14 protein-coding genes and 1 pseudogene are annotated in these 16,146 nt (G+C 62.8%); 4 read left to right on the plus strand and 11 right to left on the minus strand.

The window, feature by feature from the left end; translation table 11 throughout:
* Positions 1 to 154 precede the first annotated feature (154 nt).
* The 9 genes from ACOCG7_RS30390 to ACOCG7_RS30430 form a co-directional block, all read right to left on the minus strand.
* Complete coding sequence (locus tag ACOCG7_RS30390; protein WP_073427851.1) at positions 155 to 1,315, minus strand: ABC transporter substrate-binding protein; 1,161 nt, start codon at positions 1,313 to 1,315, stop codon at positions 155 to 157.
* A gap of 359 nt (positions 1,316 to 1,674) precedes the next feature.
* Positions 1,675 to 2,841 (minus strand): ABC transporter substrate-binding protein, encoded by a 1,167-nt coding sequence (locus ACOCG7_RS30395; RefSeq protein WP_073427852.1) that lies wholly within the window; start codon positions 2,839 to 2,841, stop codon positions 1,675 to 1,677.
* A 522-nt stretch (positions 2,842 to 3,363) separates the two neighbouring features.
* Complete coding sequence (locus ACOCG7_RS30400; protein WP_073427853.1) at positions 3,364 to 4,335, minus strand: branched-chain amino acid ABC transporter permease; 972 nt, start codon at positions 4,333 to 4,335, stop codon at positions 3,364 to 3,366.
* Positions 4,335 to 5,219 (minus strand): branched-chain amino acid ABC transporter permease, encoded by an 885-nt coding sequence (locus ACOCG7_RS30405; RefSeq protein ID WP_073427854.1) that lies wholly within the window; start codon positions 5,217 to 5,219, stop codon positions 4,335 to 4,337. The genes ACOCG7_RS30400 and ACOCG7_RS30405 overlap by 1 nt, the downstream gene beginning before the upstream one ends.
* 222 nt (positions 5,220 to 5,441) lie before the next feature.
* The gene (locus tag ACOCG7_RS30410) at positions 5,442 to 6,656 is read right to left on the minus strand and encodes an ABC transporter substrate-binding protein (RefSeq protein WP_073427855.1); all 1,215 of its coding nucleotides are present in this window, start codon (positions 6,654 to 6,656) and stop codon (positions 5,442 to 5,444) included.
* 53 nt (positions 6,657 to 6,709) lie between these two features.
* The gene (locus ACOCG7_RS30415) at positions 6,710 to 7,468 is read right to left on the minus strand and encodes an ABC transporter ATP-binding protein (protein ID WP_073427856.1); all 759 of its coding nucleotides are present in this window, start codon (positions 7,466 to 7,468) and stop codon (positions 6,710 to 6,712) included.
* Positions 7,465 to 8,244, minus strand: a complete 780-nt coding sequence (locus tag ACOCG7_RS30420) for an ABC transporter ATP-binding protein (RefSeq protein WP_073427857.1) — start codon at positions 8,242 to 8,244, stop codon at positions 7,465 to 7,467. Before ACOCG7_RS30420 ends, ACOCG7_RS30415 begins: the two co-directional genes overlap by 4 nt.
* A gap of 318 nt (positions 8,245 to 8,562) precedes the next feature.
* Entirely contained in the window at positions 8,563 to 10,278 is a 1,716-nt protein-coding gene (locus tag ACOCG7_RS30425) for a GMC family oxidoreductase (RefSeq protein WP_073427858.1), read from the minus strand.
* Positions 10,279 to 10,398: 120 nt separating this feature from the next.
* Positions 10,399 to 11,937 (minus strand): CoA-acylating methylmalonate-semialdehyde dehydrogenase, encoded by a 1,539-nt coding sequence (locus ACOCG7_RS30430; protein WP_073427859.1) that lies wholly within the window; start codon positions 11,935 to 11,937, stop codon positions 10,399 to 10,401.
* A 131-nt stretch (positions 11,938 to 12,068) separates the two neighbouring features.
* Here ACOCG7_RS30430 and ACOCG7_RS30435 point away from each other — a divergent pair, with 131 nt between their 5' ends.
* Together ACOCG7_RS30435 and ACOCG7_RS30440 are read left to right on the plus strand one after the other, a co-directional pair.
* Positions 12,069 to 12,968, plus strand: coding sequence for a LysR family transcriptional regulator (locus tag ACOCG7_RS30435; protein ID WP_073427860.1), 900 nt, complete (start codon positions 12,069 to 12,071; stop codon positions 12,966 to 12,968).
* 309 nt (positions 12,969 to 13,277) lie between these two features.
* Positions 13,278 to 13,814: a class IV adenylate cyclase gene (locus tag ACOCG7_RS30440; protein WP_073427861.1), complete on the plus strand. Its 537-nt coding sequence runs from the start codon at positions 13,278 to 13,280 to the stop codon at positions 13,812 to 13,814.
* Between the two features lie 45 nt (positions 13,815 to 13,859).
* On the opposite strand, the gene ACOCG7_RS30445 is transcribed toward ACOCG7_RS30440, so the two are convergent.
* Positions 13,860 to 14,351: an Lrp/AsnC family transcriptional regulator gene (locus ACOCG7_RS30445; RefSeq protein WP_421378453.1), complete on the minus strand. Its 492-nt coding sequence runs from the start codon at positions 14,349 to 14,351 to the stop codon at positions 13,860 to 13,862.
* A 227-nt stretch (positions 14,352 to 14,578) separates the two neighbouring features.
* On the opposite strand from ACOCG7_RS30445, the pseudogene ACOCG7_RS30450 reads away from it, so the two are divergent.
* Positions 14,579 to 14,872: pseudogene (locus ACOCG7_RS30450) on the plus strand (4a-hydroxytetrahydrobiopterin dehydratase); the annotation flags it as partial.
* 106 nt (positions 14,873 to 14,978) lie between these two features.
* Here the strand turns inward: ACOCG7_RS30450 and ACOCG7_RS30455 are convergent.
* Positions 14,979 to 15,203 carry a DUF3717 domain-containing protein gene (locus ACOCG7_RS30455; RefSeq protein ID WP_073427864.1) on the minus strand — a complete coding sequence of 75 codons (225 nt, stop codon included), beginning with the start codon at positions 15,201 to 15,203 and terminating at the stop codon, positions 14,979 to 14,981.
* Between the two features lie 142 nt (positions 15,204 to 15,345).
* Here ACOCG7_RS30455 and ACOCG7_RS30460 point away from each other — a divergent pair, with 142 nt between their 5' ends.
* Positions 15,346 to 16,032, plus strand: a complete 687-nt coding sequence (locus tag ACOCG7_RS30460; protein WP_073427865.1) for a response regulator — start codon at positions 15,346 to 15,348, stop codon at positions 16,030 to 16,032.
* Positions 16,033 to 16,146 lie beyond the last annotated feature (114 nt).

The raw sequence follows: 16,146 nt of genomic DNA on the forward strand, positions 1-16,146 counted from the left end.
AGAACTCGCAGCCGCGGCCGTCAGGCTGTCATGCCTGAAAAGGCGACCGCCGCGCCGGAACACGGCGCGGCGGTCGTTGCCATTGTCATCGAACAGAATGGCAATGCGGCGTCACAGGCCGCACATTGCGCGAGAGGCGCGTGCCGTTTTGTCGTTAGTCGTTCTGCAGCTTCCACTTGCCGTCGACGATCTGCACGATCACGCGTGCGCGCTTGTCGAGGCCGTTGTGGTCGGTCGTGGTCATGTTCATGATGCCGTGCGAGACCGGCAGCTCCTTGATGTTTTCGAGCGCGCCGCGCAGTGCCACGCGGAATGCCTCCGTGCCCGGTTGCGCGGTTTTCAGCGCTTCGGGAATCGCACGTTGCAGCATCTGGCCGGCGTCCCATGCGTGACCGCCGAAGGTCGCGACCGAACCTGCGCCATAGGCCTTCTCGTACGCAGCCTTATAGGCCAGCGAGGACTTCTTCACCGCATTCGAGTCCGGCAGTTGATCGGCAACGAGGATCGGACCAGCCGGCAGGATTTCGCCTTCGCAGTCCTTGCCGCACACGCGCAGGAAATCGTTGTTCGCGACGCCGTGCGTCTGATAGACCTTGCCCTTGTAGCCGCGCTCCTTGAGCGTCTTGGCCGGCAGCGCCGACGGCGTGCCCGAGCCCGCGATCAGCACCGCGTCGGGATTCGCGCCCATCGTCTTCAACACCTGGCCGGTAACTGAAGCGTCCGTGCGGTTGAATCGCTCGTTGGAAACGACCTTCAGATTGTGCGCGTTGGCCGCGGCGGTAAACACGTTGTTCCAGCTATCGCCGTAGGCATCCGCGAAGCCGATGAAGCCCACCGTCTTCACGCCGTGATGCTCCATGTAATCGGCAATCGCATCGGCCATCAGGCTGTCGTTTTGCGGCGGCTTGAAGGCCCATGCGCGCTTCGCGTCCATCGGCGAAATGATCGCGGCCGAGGCCGCCAGCGAGATCATCGGCGTCTTGCCTTCAGCCACCGCGTCGAGCATGGCCAGCGAATTCGGCGTGACGGTCGAGCCGACGATCGCGTCGACGTGGTCTTCGTCGATCAGCTTGCGCGTGTTCTGCACGGCCTTGCCGGTGTCCGATGCGTCATCGAGGATGATGTACTGCACGGTCTTGCCGCCGATCTCTTTCGGCAGCAGAGCGATCGTATTCTTTTCAGGAATTCCCAGCGACGCAGCCGGCCCCGTGGTGGACAGCGTCACGCCGATTTTCACCTGCGCGTAGGCCGCGCCCGCGCCGCACATCAATGCCATCGCGATGCTGGTGCATACCCACTGCTTTGTCTTTTTCATTGCAAGTCTCCGAACGCTTTGAAGCGCGTATCCGTAATCCGGCTCACCGGCCGGGTGTCTGAATCTAGTTATCGGGTCCAGGCATGCCAAGCATGGTTTTCCCTGCCGAGCATGAATGCCTTCGCCGCTCTCGTGCCACTCCCCTGCTGCGAACTGCTGCTGCGATTTCTATTCCGGACAAACCACTAACATGCTAGTGATATTGCGTTCTGCATCGGTCACGGTCAATAGACTGCAGCCCGAATGCGGGTTTGTCCTGAACCCGTGCGACCCCACCTTTCGCGTTGCGCGTGCAATAAAAAAGACGCGTCAACTGCACGCGTCTTTTTTAGGTGGGCTCCGTTTCGATTCGCCTTCGCTCAGTCGCCGGACAGCTTCCACTTGCCGCCGACGATCTCCACCATCACGCGTGCCCGCTGGTCGAGGCCGGCATGATCGTGCGCGCTCATGTTGAAGATGCCGTGCGCGGCGGGCGCGTCTTTCGTGCCTTCGAGCGCCGCGCGCAGCGCCTCGCGGAACGCGGGTGTGCCCGGCTGCCCCTTCTTCAACGCGAGAGGAATCGCGCGTTGCAAGAGCAAGCCCGCATCCCACGCGTGACCGCCGAATGTCGACACCGAGCCCGCGCCGTACGCGGCTTCATACGCGCGCTTGTAGGTGAGCGAGCTTTTCTTCACAGGGTTGGAGTCGGGCAATTGCTCGGCGACGAGCAGCGGGCCGGCGGGCAGATACGTGCCCTCGCAATCCTTGCCGCACACGCGCAGGAAGTCGTTATTGGCGACGCCATGCGTCTGATAATACTTGCCCTTGTAGCCACGCTCCCTGAGCGTTTTTTGCGGCAGCGCGGCCGGTGTGCCCGCGCCGGCGATCAGCACCGCGTCCGGATTCTGCGACATGATCTTCAGCACCTGGCCGGTCACCGACGCGTCGTTGCGCGCAAAGCGCTCGTTAGCGACGACCTTGATCTTCGCGAGATCCGCAGCCTTGCCGAATTCCTTGAACCAGCTCTCGCCATAGGCGTCCGCAAAGCCGATGAACGCGACCGTCTTCACACCGTGATTCGCCATGTGCTGCGCGATCGCGGTGGCCATCAGAATGTCGTTTTGCGGCGTCTTGAAGACCCACGCGCGCTTTGCATCCATCGGTTCGACGATGCTCGCCGCGGCGGCCATGGAAATCATCGGCGTGGTGCTTTCAGCGGCGACGTCGATCATCGCCAGCGAGTTCGGCACGACGGTCGAGCCGATGAGCGCATCCACGTGATCTTCGCTGGTGAGCTTGCGCGCGTTCTTGACGGCCTGGGTCGAATCCGTGGCGTCGTCGAGCACGATGTAGTCGATTTTCTGCCCCGCCACTTCCTTGGGCAGCAGCGCAATCGTGTTCTTTTCCGGAATACCGAGTGATGCGGCGGGCCCCGTTGCCGATACCGTTACGCCGATTTTCACGTCTGCGAACGCATGGCCGCTCCATGCCGCGCAAACTCCCGTGGCGACCCATGCCGCGCTGATCCATCGCAATGCCGACTTCATCCCGCTCCTCTATCTACCCCGTTATTCATTCGAGTTTAAATCCGCGGATTTAAACCCCGACCCAGCGGTCGGCGAATCGCGAGTGTAGCGGAGCAAAGCCGCACGCTCAAGCGTTTTACGGGCTTTACGCAGGCGAAACAGGAAGGGCTTCGGCGAATAAAAAGATCGCCGAATGAGTGGACGATTCGAATCGCGCATAAACGAAAAGACAAATAAAAAGCGCTGTTGGATATCAATCCAACAGCGCTTTCGTCTGGGCACTGAGTGCCTCATTGTCTCCTCGTTCTCCACCTGCAAATTTCGTGGTGCGTCAGAACTGCATGAAGGTTAAACGAGCACCTGGCATGCAACAACTAGCAATTACCCTAGTGGTGCAGTGCGGCACCGATTTGGGGCGGGTCTGCGCAAAGCTCGTCGCCCATGCCTTACGAGCATGCGATGCCGCAGCATTGCCGTCACCGCTTTCGACGGACGCGCCTATATCGGATCCCAAAGCAACGACGTGCTTTGCTTTGCCTCGCTTCAAGCCCGCAACGGCCGCACCCGCGCGATGATCTCGCCGACAATGCCGCGCCGGAACGCCAGCACGCAGGCGATAAAAATCACGCCGGTCACGATGGTCACCGACTCGCCCAGCGAGCGGAACCATTCGATGCCCGTCGTGGCAGCCAGCGTGCCGCCGATATCGCCGAGCCGGTCCTCGAGCGCGACGATCAGCGCCGCGCCGAGCAGCGGCCCGAAGAGCGTGCCCATGCCGCCGACGAGCGTCATCAGCACGACGAGACCCGACATGGTCCAGTAGGCGTCGCTCAGCGTCTCGAAGCCTTGCACCAGCACCTTCAGAGAACCCGCGAGGCCCGCGAGCCCCGCCGACAGAATGAACGCGAGCAGCTTGAAGCGATCGGTGTCATAGCCGAGCGATACCGCGCGCGGCTCGTTCTCCTTGATCGCCACCAGCACTTGCCCGAACGGCGAATGCACGATCCGCACGATCAGCAGGAACGCGAGCACCATCACGGTCAACACGACGAAATACAAGGTGCCGTCGGACGACAGATCCAGCAAGCCGAACAATTTGCCGCGCGGCACGCCTTGCAGTCCGTCCTCGCCGTGCGTGAAGGGCGCCTGCAGGAACACGAAGTAGACCATCTGCGCGAGCGCCAGCGTCACCATCGCGAAGTAGATGCCCTGACGGCGAATCGCGAAGATACCGACGATGAGGCCGAGCAAGGTCGCCGCCGCGGTGCCAGCGAATACGCCCAGCTCCGGCGAGAAGCCGAGCGTCTGCATCGCATAGCCGGTGACGTAGCCCGCCGAGGCGAGAAACATCGCGTGGCCGAACGACAGCAGGCCGGTGTAGCCGATCAACAGATTGAACGCCGCCGCGAACAGCGCGAAACACATCACCTTCATCACGAAGAGCGGATAGATGCCGAGCACGGGCACCGCGAGGAGCGCGACCAGCAGCAGGCCGTAGAGCACTTTTCTCTGCATCATTTTTCCTTGCCGAAGAGACCCGCCGGGCGCACCAGCAGCACGAGCGCCATGATCACGAAGACGACGGTCGCCGACGCCTCGGGGTAAAACACGCGCGTCAGCCCTTCGATCACGCCGAGCATCAGGCCGGTCAGAATCGAGCCCATGATCGAACCCATGCCGCCGATCACGACCACCGCGAACACGGTGATGATCATCGGCTGGCCCATTAGCGGCGAGACCTGGATCACGGGCGCCGCGAGCACGCCGGCGAACGCGGCCAGCGCGACGCCGAAGCCGTAGGTGAGCGTGATCATCAGCGGCACGTTGATGCCGAACGCTTCCACCAGTTTCGGGTTCTCGGTGCCCGCGCGCAAATAGGCGCCGAGGCGCGTCTTCTCGATCACGAACCACGTCGCGAAGCACACGATGAGCGAGGCCACCACCACCCAGGCACGATAGTTCGGCAGGAACATGAAGCCGAGATTGGTCGCGCCGGAGAGCGCCGAGGGCACGTCGTAAGGCTGGCCCGACGACCCGTAGATCGAGCGGAACACGCCTTCCACGACGAGCGTGAGGCCGAACGTCAGCAGCAGGCCGTAAAGATGGTCGAGCTTGTAGAGCCAGCGCAGCATCGAGCGCTCGATCGCCACGCCGAATAGCCCGACGATCAGCGGCGCCAGCACCAGCATCAGCCAATATGGCAGGCCGAAATACGAAAAGCCCATCCACGCGAGCATCGCGCCGAGCATGAACAACGCGCCATGCGCGAAGTTGATCACATTGAGCAAGCCGAAGATCACCGCCAGGCCGAGGCTGAGAATCGCATAGAACGAGCCGTTCACGAGCCCCAGCAGCAGCTGGCTCAGCATCGCCGGTAGCGGAATGCCAAAGATGTCCATTGAAGCCTTAACCCATCGCCAAGGTGAGATCGGCTGACGCACGATCCGGCCGGCGCGCGATCGGCAAGCACATCGCCAAACGCACGCGGCATGTGAAACGGTTTACCGCCTGCCTGCTTGTCCGCACGGCGCTCGCCTCGCCGCTCGACGTCGACTAACGTGCGAGCGCGCGGCAAGACGCCGGGCAGGCCGCCTTCAGGCTTTCAGGCGCTCAGTCCGCGCTTATTTCCACAGCGCGCAGCGCGTTTCAGCCTTGGTGGTAAACGCCTGCTCGCCGGGGATCGTCGCGGCGATCTTGTAGTAGTCCCACGGCTCTTTCGATTCAGCCGGCGTCTTCACCTGCATCAGGTACATGTCGTGGATCATGCTGCCGTCCTGACGGATGTAGCCCTTCGCGTAGAAGTCGTCGACCTTCGCCTTCTTCAGTTGCGCCATGACCTTCTCGGAGTCGGTCGAGCCGACGGCCTGCACGGCCTTCAGGTAGGTCATGGCCGCCGAGTAGTCGGCGGCCTGCAGGCTCGACGGCATCTTCCGCATCTTGTCGAAGTAACGCTGCGCCCACTTGCGCGTTGTCGCGTCCTTGTTCCAGTACCAGCTATCCGTCAGCACGAGGCCCTGGGTCGTTTCGAGCCCCAGGCTGTGGATGTCGTTGATGAACACCAGCAACGCGGCGAGCTTCATCGTCTTGGTGACGCCGAATTCCTTGGCGGCCTTGATCGAATTGATCGTGTCGCCGCCTGCGTTGGCAAGGCCCAGAATCTGCGCCTTCGACGATTGCGCCTGCAGCAGGAACGACGAGAAGTCCGACGCCGACAGCGGATGCCGCACTTCGCCCAGCACCTGGCCGCCGTTTGCCTTCACCACGTCCGCGGTGTTCTTTTCGAGCGCCTTGCCGAACGCGTAGTCGGCGGTCAGGAAGTACCACGTCTTGCCGCCCTGCTTCGTCACCGCGGAGCCGGTGCCCTTGGCGAGCGCGGTGGTGTCGTACGCATAGTGGATCGTGTACGGCGTGCATTGCTCGTTGGTCAGCGTGTCGGCGCCCGCGCCGATGCTGATATAGACCTTGTGCTTCTCGTTGGCCACCGTGTTCATCGACAAGGCGGTTGCCGAGTTCGTGCCGCCGATCAGCAGATCGACGCCTTCGCGATCGAACCACTCGCGTGCGCGCGACGCCGCGATATCCGCCTTGTTCTGGTGATCGGCGTAGACCACCGTGATCGGCTTGCCGTTGACCTTGCCGCCGAAGTCCGCCACCGCCATGCGAATCGCCTCGAGGCCGCCCGGGCCGTCGATGTCCGCGTACAGGCCGGACATGTCGGTAACGAAACCGATCTTCACCGCATCATCAGCCGCTTGCGCGGTGCCCATCGTCGAAGCGGCGCCGGCGGCGACCGCGAAACAGAGTGTGGCAAGCCGCGCGAGTGGGTTCTTTTTCATTCCTGTCTCCTGGGTTCTTCGCTTGTGGTTATCAGAGGCAATCAGGCGTGTTTCTACACGCCTAGTAAGTCATGCAGCACCGGCATCTTGCTTTCGAGTTCACTCGCCCCGAAGTGCTCGACAATCGCGCCGTGCTCCATCACATAGAAGCGATCGGCAAGTGGTGCCGCAAAACGGAAATTCTGTTCGACCATCACGACCGTATAGCCGCGCGCCTTGAGCGTGATGATCATGCGCGCGAGCGCCTGCACGATGACAGGCGCGAGCCCTTCCGAGATTTCGTCGAGCAGCAGCAGGCTCGCGCCGGTGCGCAGAATGCGCGCGACCGCCAGCATCTGCTGTTCGCCGCCCGAGAGCCGCGTGCCCTGGCTCATGCGGCGTTCCTGCAGATTCGGGAACATCGAATAGATTTCCTCGAGCGACATCATGTGCGCCTTGTCGCCGACGGGCGGCGGCAACAGCAGATTCTCCTCGCACGATAGACTCGAAAAAATACCGCGCTCTTCCGGGCAATAACCGATGCCGCAATGCGCGATGCGATGCGTGGGCAAGTTGATGGTTTCGCGTCCGCCGATGCGGATCGAACCCGTGCGCCGCCCGGTCAGCCCCATGATGGCGCGTAATGTCGTGGTGCGTCCCGCGCCATTGCGGCCAAGCAGCGTGACGACTTCGCCGCGGTTCACCGTCAGATCGACGCCGTGCAGGATATGGGATTCCCCGTACCACGCCTGCAAACCCGTGATCTCCAGCGCAGGCGCGGCGCCGCCCGTGTCGCTCACTTCGAGGCTTTCGCGCTCGGCAATCGTATTCATGCGTGGGCTCCGGCGAGCGCCGCGTCGGCGCTGCCCATGTAGGCTTGCATCACGAGCGGATTCTTGGACACTTCGGCGTAGCTGCCTTCGGCCAGCACCTCACCCCGTTGCAGCACGGTGATCGTGTCGGAGATGCCGGCGATCACGTTCATGTTGTGCTCGACCATCAGAATCGTGCGACCGCTCGATACTTTTTTGATCAGCGCCGTGACGCGATCGACGTCTTCGTGGCCCATGCCTTGCGTCGGTTCGTCGAGCAGCATCAGTTCAGGCTCCATCGCGAGGGTGGTGGCGATTTCCAGCGCGCGCTTGCGGCCGTATGAAAGTTCGACGGTCAACACATCGGCGAAATCGGTCAAGCCGACCTGCGTGAGCAGATCCATGGCGCGATCGTCGAGCTGGCGCAGCGTGCGCTCGCTCCTCCAGAAATGAAACGCGGTGCCGAGCGAGCGCTGCAAACCGATCCGCACATTCTGCAATGCCGTCAGATGCGGAAATACAGCGGAAATCTGGAATGACCGGATGATGCCGCGGCGCGCGATTTGCGCGGGACGCTCACCGGTAATGTCAATGCCGTTAAAGACGATCTGACCCGCGGTGGGTTCGAGAAACTTGGTGAGCAGATTGAAACAGGTGGTTTTGCCTGCCCCATTGGGCCCGATCAGCGCGTGAATCGAGCCGCGCCGAACGCGCAGGTTCACCCCGTTCACGGCGATGAAGCCTTTGAACTCGCGGGTAAGCCCCCGCGTTTCGAGAATCGTATCGCCGAGAATCATGTTCCCTTCCGTGACGGAGTAAGGCGAAGCACTACGATCTTCCGCGCGAATCCTTGCGCGACTTTTTTATATGGCGGCACCCCATGCCGCTCATTGGCGTGCTGCACCAATCGGGACGGTAATCCAAAGGCGGCACGCAGCATGGCTGCCATTGTCGCGCCAATGATGCAGCGCATTCATTGGGATTTGCACTTAGTGGATGACGCCGTCTCGCGCACGGTCGATGCGTGCACGTTGCTTGCTCAACCTTTCTTCATTGCACGACACATCTGTCCGACACATGCGGCGAGTCGCCTATGCGGCAAGCATTCTCGCCTGTCACAAAGCGGACATCGACGGCGTGGCGCTGATTTGCGCGGCCACGCTGCCGGCCACGCGCGCGCGGCGATCTTCGCGGATCATGTCGCTCGCACGCTCGGCGATCATCAACGTGGGCGAGTTGGTGTTGCCCGAAGTAATGGTGGGCATGACGGATGCATCGACGACGCGCAAGCCGTCAACACCGATAACTCGTAGCCGGTTATCGACCACCGCGCCCGGATCGTCGCTCGTACCCATGCGGCAGGTGCCGACCGGATGAAAGATCGTGGTGCCGACCGCGCCCGCGGCCTGCTGCAGTTCTTCCTCGGTCTGATACTGGAGACCGGGCAAAATTTCCCGCGGCCGATAGCGCGCGAGCGCGGGCGCCGCAGCAATGCGGCGCGTGAGACGCAGCGCGTTCGCGGCGACGTGCCGGTCGTAATCGGTGGAGAGATAGTTGGGCGCGATCAACGGCGGCGCCGACGCATCCGCCGATTCGATGTGAATGCTGCCGCGCGAAGTCGGCCGCAAATGACACACCGAAGCCGTGAACGCATTGAAGCGATGCAGCGGTTCGCCGAAGCGATCGAGCGAGAGCGGCTGCACGTGATACTCGAGGTCGGGGCGCGTGAGCGAGCGGTCATCCGGGTCGGACCTGGCGAACGCGCCGAGTTGCGACGGCGACATCGACATCGGCCCGCTTTGAAAGAGCGCATATTGCACGCCGATCATCAGCTTGCCCCACCAATGCGCGGACGCGGTATTGAGCGTGCGCACGCCGTCGACCTGATAAGCCATCCGCAATTGCAAATGGTCCTGCAGGTTTTCGCCGACGCCGCGCAGATCGTTCACGACGGCGATACCCAGATTTTGCAGACGCGCGCCGTTGCCGATGCCGGATAGCTCGAGCAGTTGCGGCGAATTGACCGCGCCCGCGCTGAGGATCACTTCGCAGCGCGCCTTGGCGAGATAGTCGGTGTTGTCGCCGCGATATTCGACGCCGGTGCAGCGGCGTCCTTCGAACACGACGCGCTGCGTGTGCGCGCCGGTGATGATCGTGAGATTCGGCCGCTTGAGCGCGGGACGCAGAAACGCCTTCGACGCGTTCCAACGAATGCCGCGTTTCTGATTGACGTCGAAGTAGCCGACGCCGGTGTTGTCGCCGCGATTGAAGTCATCGGTAGCGGGTATGCCGGTCTGTTGCGCGGCATTCGAAAACTCCTCGAGGATTTTCCATTTGAGCCGTTGCTTTTCGACGCGCCACGGCCCCCCCGCGCCATGCGATTCATTCGCGCCGGCGTGGTGGTCTTCGCTGCGCTTGAAGATGGGCAGGACCGCGTTCCAGGACCAGGACGCGTCGTTGGTCACGCGCGCCCACTCGTCGTAGTCTTCCCGCTGACCGCGCATGTAGATCATGCCGTTGATCGACGAACTGCCGCCTAGTACGCGCCCGCGTGGATAGGACAGCGCGCGGCCGTTGAGGCCGGGTTCCGCCTGGGTTTTATAAAGCCAGTCCGTGCGCGGATTGCCGATGCAATAGAGGTAGCCGACCGGCACGTGAATCCAGTGGTAGTCGTCTTTGCCGCCGGCTTCGAGCAGCAGCACCTGGATTTCCGGATCCTCAGTGAGGCGATTGGCGAGCACGCAACCCGCCGTGCCCGCGCCGACGATGATGTAATCGAATTCGCCTTCCAGGCGCCGGGCTGCCCGGGATGGGCTATCGGTGTCGCTCATTGTTTTGTCTCCTGGCTCTTTTTCCGCAAGGCGTCTGGTTGCTGTTTGCCTGCATGCGCCCGTTCATTTCGTGCCTTCGGCGCGCCGCGAAACAGCGCCGCCGAAGGCAAACGTCTCAAACTATTTGGCGACAGGCATCGTGAACTCGGCACCCTTCGCGATGCTGTCGGGCCATCTCTGCATGATGCTCTTATAGCGCGTGTAGAACCGCACGCCTTCCTCGCCATAAGCGTGATGATCGCCGAACAGCGACTTCTTCCAGCCGCCAAAGGAATGCCACGCCATCGGCACCGGAATCGGCACGTTGATCCCCACCATGCCGATCTGGATCTGACGGGAGAAAGCCCGCGCGACACCGCCGTCGGAAGTGAACAGCGACACGCCGTTGGCGAACTCGTTGGCGTTGATGAGCTCCACCGCGGAAGCGAAATCCGGCACCCGCACCACGCACAGCACCGGTCCGAAAATCTCCTCGCGGTAAATCTTCATGTCGGTCGAGACATCGTCGAACAAGGTGCCGCCGAGAAAGAAGCCCTGCTCGTGCCCGGGCACCTGATGACCACGTCCGTCGACCACCAGCTTCGCGCCCGCGGCGACACCCGCTTCGATATAGCCCGTCACTTTCTCGCGATGCGCGGCTGTGACCAGCGGTCCCATTTCGGCGGCCGATTCCATGCCGTTGAGAATCTTCAGGCTCTTCACGCGCGGTGTGAGCCGCTCGATCAATTCGTCGGCGATATGCCCCACTGCGACGGCCACCGAAATCGCCATGCAGCGCTCGCCCGCCGAACCGTAGGCCGCGCCGATCAATGCGTCGACAGCCTGATCGAGATCCGCGTCCGGCATCACCACCAGGTGATTCTTTGCGCCGCCCAACGCCTGCACGCGCTTGCCGTGCCTCGTGCCTTCCGTATAGATGTATTCGGCGATCGGCGTCGAGCCCACGAACGACAACGCGCTCACTTCGGGATGCACGAGCAAGGCGTCGACCGCGACCTTGTCGCCATGCACGACGTTGAGCACGCCATCCGGCAAGCCGGCCTCCTTGAACAATTCGGCGAGACGGATCGACGCGGACGGGTCACGCTCCGACGGCTTCAGCACGAACGTGTTGCCGCACGCGATCGCCACCGGGAACATCCAGCACGGCACCATCATCGGGAAATTGAACGGCGTGATTCCGGCGACCACGCCGAGCGGCTGCCGCAGATTCCAGTTGTCGATCCCGCCGCCGATCTGATCGGTGAAGTCGGTCTTCAGCAGATTGGGAATGCCGCACGCGAACTCGACGATCTCGATGCCGCGCATCACTTCGCCCTTCGCGTCCGAGAACACCTTGCCGTGTTCACGTGTGATCAATTCCGCCAGTTCGTCGTGGTGGCGATCGAGCAATTCCTTGAATTTGAACAGCACGCGCGCCCGTTTGATCGGCGCGGTTTCGCTCCATGCGGGGAACGCGTCGCGGGCGGCGGCGACCGCCGCGTCCACTTCGGCGACGCTCGCCAGCGGCACGCGGGCGCTCACGGCGCCGAGCGCGGGATTGAAGACGTCGCCGAAACGATGGCTGGTGCCGTCGACCGTCTTGCCGTTGATGAAATGGGTCAGCGCGCGGGCGCTCGTTTCGCTGCGGACGGTCTCGTCCTGATGTGTCTCGCTCATCTCGTTCCTCTTGGTGTGAAAGTCGTCCGCCCGACGCGACCGGCGTGATGAACGCAAGCGTAAGGCGCTTCGGGCGCACAAATCCAATGAGTAATGCTCAATTGCGCTATAAGCCGCGCTAATATCAGGATATGGATCTGACTCTGCTCCGGGCTTTCGTCATCGTCGCACGCGAGGGCAACCTCACGCGTGCCGCCGTGCAACTGCACCTGACCCAACCCGCCGTCAGCCTGCAAATCAAACATTTGCAGGAGACGCTGGGCGTCACGCTGTTCACGCGGACCTCGCACGGGCTCTCGCTCACGCGCGATGGTCAGGCGCTTCTGCCGCACGCCGAGCGGGCGCTCGCCGCCGCGAGCGACGTGCAGCGGGCGGCGGAGTCGCTGCGTCACGAAGTGCGCGGACGCTTGCAGATCGGCACGATTCTCGACCCGACGTTTCTGCGCCTGGGCGGCTTTCTGAAGCAACTGGTGGAGACCTGGCCGCGCATCGAGACGGCCTTGCGGCATGGCATGTCGGGCTGGGTGCTGGAGCAGGTTCGCGCGGGCGAACTGGACGTGGGTTACTACATCGGCCTGCCCTCCGACGACGATCCACGCGACGGCGCGGCCTTCCACGCCGTCACGCTCACGCATTTCCAGTATCGCGTGCTGGCGCCGCCCGGCTGGAAGGACCGCGTGAAGGGCGCGCGCGACTGGCGCTCGCTCGCGGCGCTGCCGTGGATCTGGACGCCGCCCGCCTCCGCTCACAACCGCTTGTTGTCGCGCTGCTTCGGCGAAGCGGGCGTGAAACCGCTCAAGGTGGCGGAAGTGGACCAGGAGCCGTCGATGCTCGATCTCGTCAAGTCGGGCGTCGGCCTGACGCTGGCGCGCGACGCCACCGCGATCGCCGAAGCGCATGCGCACGCGCTGACCATCGTGGAAGGCGTCACCGTGCCGACCCAGCTCAGTTTCATTACGCTCGCGGCGCGCAAGGACGAGCCGGCGATCGCGGCGGCATTGAAGCTGATCGAACAGCAATGGGCGACATGAGGGTGGACGTGGACGCGGCTGGAAGCGGCGCGGAACCGATATGAGCCGTTCTCATGACAGGCGCAGGTTCGATGCTCATGCTCGCTGCCAGTTCGTCCGCGCTTGGCCCGAGCGGCCGGCCAAGCGCAGTTCCGCGCGCCACCCTCTCATCTGAAACCACGCCGTCACGGACTTTTTGTTAGATTGACGCTTCGCGCTTACGCGCCGGCCCCGCATCGTTTTCTGTTCCGTCTGACTTCGTCCTTCCCGGCAGCTTCGCCGTCAACACCGGAAGCCGCCGACCACTCCATTCATCGACAGGAGCCTGACATGGCACGCAACATTGAAATCAAAGCCCGCGCCCAGCATTTCGAGCAACTGCGCGAACGCGCCGCGCAGCTCGCGCCCGACGCGCCGCTGATCTTCCGCCAGCAGGACTTTTTCTACGACGTGCCGCGCGGCCGCCTGAAACTGCGCCAGTTCGACGACGGCACGCCGGCCGAATTGATCTTCTATCAGCGCGACGACCGCGACGGCCCGAAGGCGTCGTATTACACGCGCAGCCCCGTCACGAACCCCGAAGCGATGCACGCGCTGCTCGCCACCGCGCTGACCACGCGCGGCATCGTCACGAAGGAACGTCATGTGTATCTGACCGGGCGCACGCGGATTCACCTGGACCGCGTGGACGGTCTCGGTGACTTCGTCGAACTCGAAGTCGTGCTCGCCCAGGATGACGACGAAGAAAGCGGCCACGCCGAAGCGCATGCGATGTTCGCGAGCCTCGGCGTGCCGGAAGCGGATCTGGTGGCGGTGGCCTACGTCGATTTGCTGAGCCCGGAGAGCGAGCCGAAGCAAGCGGCATGAATGATCGCTGCGCGGTCGCGGGCGAGCCCGTGCAACAACCGTTACTTAAGCCGCAGCCGCTCCGGGCGACAGATGGCCGAGCGGCAACGGCCCGTTACGCTTGAACGTGGTGAGCACGATATTCGAGCGCACGCTATCGACGCCCGGCACGCGCATCAGCTTCTTCATGACGAACGTCGACAGATAGTTCAGATCGGGCGCCACGATGCGCAACAAGTAGTCGGCGTCGCCGACTACCGCGTGACATTCCAGCACTTCAGGCAGCACCTCGATCTGCTGCTGGAATTGCTCGATGACCGAATCGCCGTGGTGCTTCAACTTCAAGCTCGCGAAGGCCGTGACGCCGAGCCCGAGCTTCTCCGGACGCAGCACGACACGATAGCCGTCCACCACCCCCAGTTGCTCCAGCCGCTGCAAACGCCGTCCGATCTGCGACGGCGACAGCGGCACTTGCTCCGCCAATTGCTGATGCGTGGCGCGGCCAAAGCGCTGAAGAACGTCCAGCAACGCGAGATCGAAGTGATCGAGTTCCAACATGATGAGTGTCCGCACGGAATCGCCGTTGAATGCGCGATTATTGCACGCGGGTTCTCAGACTCGAACACGGTCGCCCCGGCGGAAGCGGCTCACGCAAAGGCTGGCGGACGCACGGCGATATCTGAAGACAAACGCCGACGACACGCACGGCAAGCTCGCCGGATCCGTGAAAAGATAATGGACGCGCCCGGCTTTTTCGGCGCGCCTGTCCAGCTCAACGAGGTAGCGCCATGATTCATAAACTGACTTCCGAGCAACGTGCGACGCAGGTTGCGAAACTGCACGGCTGGCAAGCCGTGGCCGGCCGCGACGCAATCCAGCGGCAGTTCAGATTCGCCGACTTCAACGAAGCATTCGGCTTCATGACGCGCGTGGCGATCAAGGCGCAGGAGATGGACCACCACCCGGAATGGTTCAACGTCTACGACAAGGTGGAAATCACGTTGTCCACGCACGAGGTCGACGGCTTGAGCGAGCGTGACATCGAACTGGCCCGGTTCATCGACAGTATTACTTCGTAACACCTGCGCTCAGGTTGCGTGCCGGGGCGTTCGATCGAGGTTTATCGAACGATTCGGTCAGTACTGAAAGGGCATTGCAGGCTATCGGGCATCCAAACCTTCAGTTCTACAGGCTGTTCTTAAGGTACACGTAAGAATCCCACGCCTGCCGCGCAACCGCGTCCAAACGATCCCGCGATAGCGTCTGCTGACGCTGTACAATCATCAACGCATACGGCTTGGAGAGCGCGCTTGCCTCCTTGCACAGAACGAGTTCGTCGCCGCTCGAAGGTGAGCGGGCGCGCCAGAAGTTGATCGCGGCTTCCAGTTCGTGAATCGTTATCTCGGACATGACTTCGTGATCGCTCAGTGGCTGCTTCGCGGCGGTTCGTGCCGGTTATCGGCACGGCCGCGGCGCACGCCCCGGCTGTGCGGCAGGCGCCCCGGCGAACCGCTTGCCCACATGCCTAACCCATTGTAATTGAGCGAAACCCATGCGACTCCTTCTGATTGAAGATGACCGCCCCATCGCACGCGGCATCCAAAGCAGTCTCGAACAAGCCGGCTTCACCGTCGACATGGTCCATGACGGCATCTTCGCCGAGCAGGCCCTCACGCAAAACCGCCATGAACTGGTGATCCTCGATCTGGGTCTGCCCGGTATCGACGGCATGACGCTGCTGTCGCGTTTTCGTCAGAGCAATCGTCATACGCCGGTGATCATCCTCACCGCGCGCGACGAATTGAACGACCGCGTTCAAGGCCTGAATTCCGGTGCCGACGATTACCTGCTGAAGCCGTTCGAACCCGCGGAACTCGAAGCGCGCATTCGCGCGGTGATGCGCCGCAGCGGTCCGCACGGCGACATGCCGCGTCCGGAAGTGTCGCTCGGCGGCGTGCGCCTGTCGGGCGTCGATCGCCGCATTTTCAACGACGACAAGCCGCTCGAACTGTCGCCGCGTGAATTCGCCGTGCTCGAAATGCTGTTGCTGCGTCATGGCCGCGTGGTCAGCAAGGCGCAATTGCAAGACCATCTGACGCACTTCGGCGGCGATCTCGGCGACACCGCGATCGAGGTCTATGTGCACCGGGTGCGTAAAAAGCTCGAAAGCTGCCGCGTCGAAATCGTCACGGTGCGTGGCTTCGGTTATCTGTTGCAGGAAATCCGTCAGGCCGCATAATCGCCCTGAGGGCCGCGATCTTCGTCGCGGCCTGACGGCGCCGGGCCGGCGCCGCGCACCTGGTGCGCGATTCGCCGGCATCCGGCGGAATTTCACGGCGCCTTCGCCGTTGCC

It is taken from the genome of Paraburkholderia sp. DD10 (assembly GCF_049177125.1).
Classification (GTDB): Bacteria; Pseudomonadota; Gammaproteobacteria; order Burkholderiales; family Burkholderiaceae; genus Paraburkholderia; species Paraburkholderia terricola.

What these genes read in the sequence shown, in the direction of transcription:
- ACOCG7_RS30390 (WP_073427851.1), bottom strand. Translation starts at nt 1,315, where the DNA reads ATGAAAAAGACAAAGCAGTGGGTATGCACCAGCATCGCGATGGCATTG.
- ACOCG7_RS30395 (WP_073427852.1), bottom strand. Translation starts at nt 2,841, where the DNA reads ATGAAGTCGGCATTGCGATGGATCAGCGCGGCATGGGTCGCCACGGGA.
- ACOCG7_RS30400 (WP_073427853.1), bottom strand. Translation starts at nt 4,335, where the DNA reads ATGCAGAGAAAAGTGCTCTACGGCCTGCTGCTGGTCGCGCTCCTCGCG.
- ACOCG7_RS30405 (WP_073427854.1), bottom strand. Translation starts at nt 5,219, where the DNA reads ATGGACATCTTTGGCATTCCGCTACCGGCGATGCTGAGCCAGCTGCTG.
- ACOCG7_RS30410 (WP_073427855.1), bottom strand. Translation starts at nt 6,656, where the DNA reads ATGAAAAAGAACCCACTCGCGCGGCTTGCCACACTCTGTTTCGCGGTC.
- ACOCG7_RS30415 (WP_073427856.1), bottom strand. Translation starts at nt 7,468, where the DNA reads ATGAATACGATTGCCGAGCGCGAAAGCCTCGAAGTGAGCGACACGGGC.
- ACOCG7_RS30420 (WP_073427857.1), bottom strand. Translation starts at nt 8,244, where the DNA reads ATGATTCTCGGCGATACGATTCTCGAAACGCGGGGGCTTACCCGCGAG.
- ACOCG7_RS30425 (WP_073427858.1), bottom strand. Translation starts at nt 10,278, where the DNA reads ATGAGCGACACCGATAGCCCATCCCGGGCAGCCCGGCGCCTGGAAGGC.
- ACOCG7_RS30430 (WP_073427859.1), bottom strand. Translation starts at nt 11,937, where the DNA reads ATGAGCGAGACACATCAGGACGAGACCGTCCGCAGCGAAACGAGCGCC.
- ACOCG7_RS30435 (WP_073427860.1), top strand. Translation starts at nt 12,069, where the DNA reads ATGGATCTGACTCTGCTCCGGGCTTTCGTCATCGTCGCACGCGAGGGC.
- ACOCG7_RS30440 (WP_073427861.1), top strand. Translation starts at nt 13,278, where the DNA reads ATGGCACGCAACATTGAAATCAAAGCCCGCGCCCAGCATTTCGAGCAA.
- ACOCG7_RS30445 (WP_421378453.1), bottom strand. Translation starts at nt 14,351, where the DNA reads ATGTTGGAACTCGATCACTTCGATCTCGCGTTGCTGGACGTTCTTCAG.
- ACOCG7_RS30455 (WP_073427864.1), bottom strand. Translation starts at nt 15,203, where the DNA reads ATGTCCGAGATAACGATTCACGAACTGGAAGCCGCGATCAACTTCTGG.
- ACOCG7_RS30460 (WP_073427865.1), top strand. Translation starts at nt 15,346, where the DNA reads ATGCGACTCCTTCTGATTGAAGATGACCGCCCCATCGCACGCGGCATC.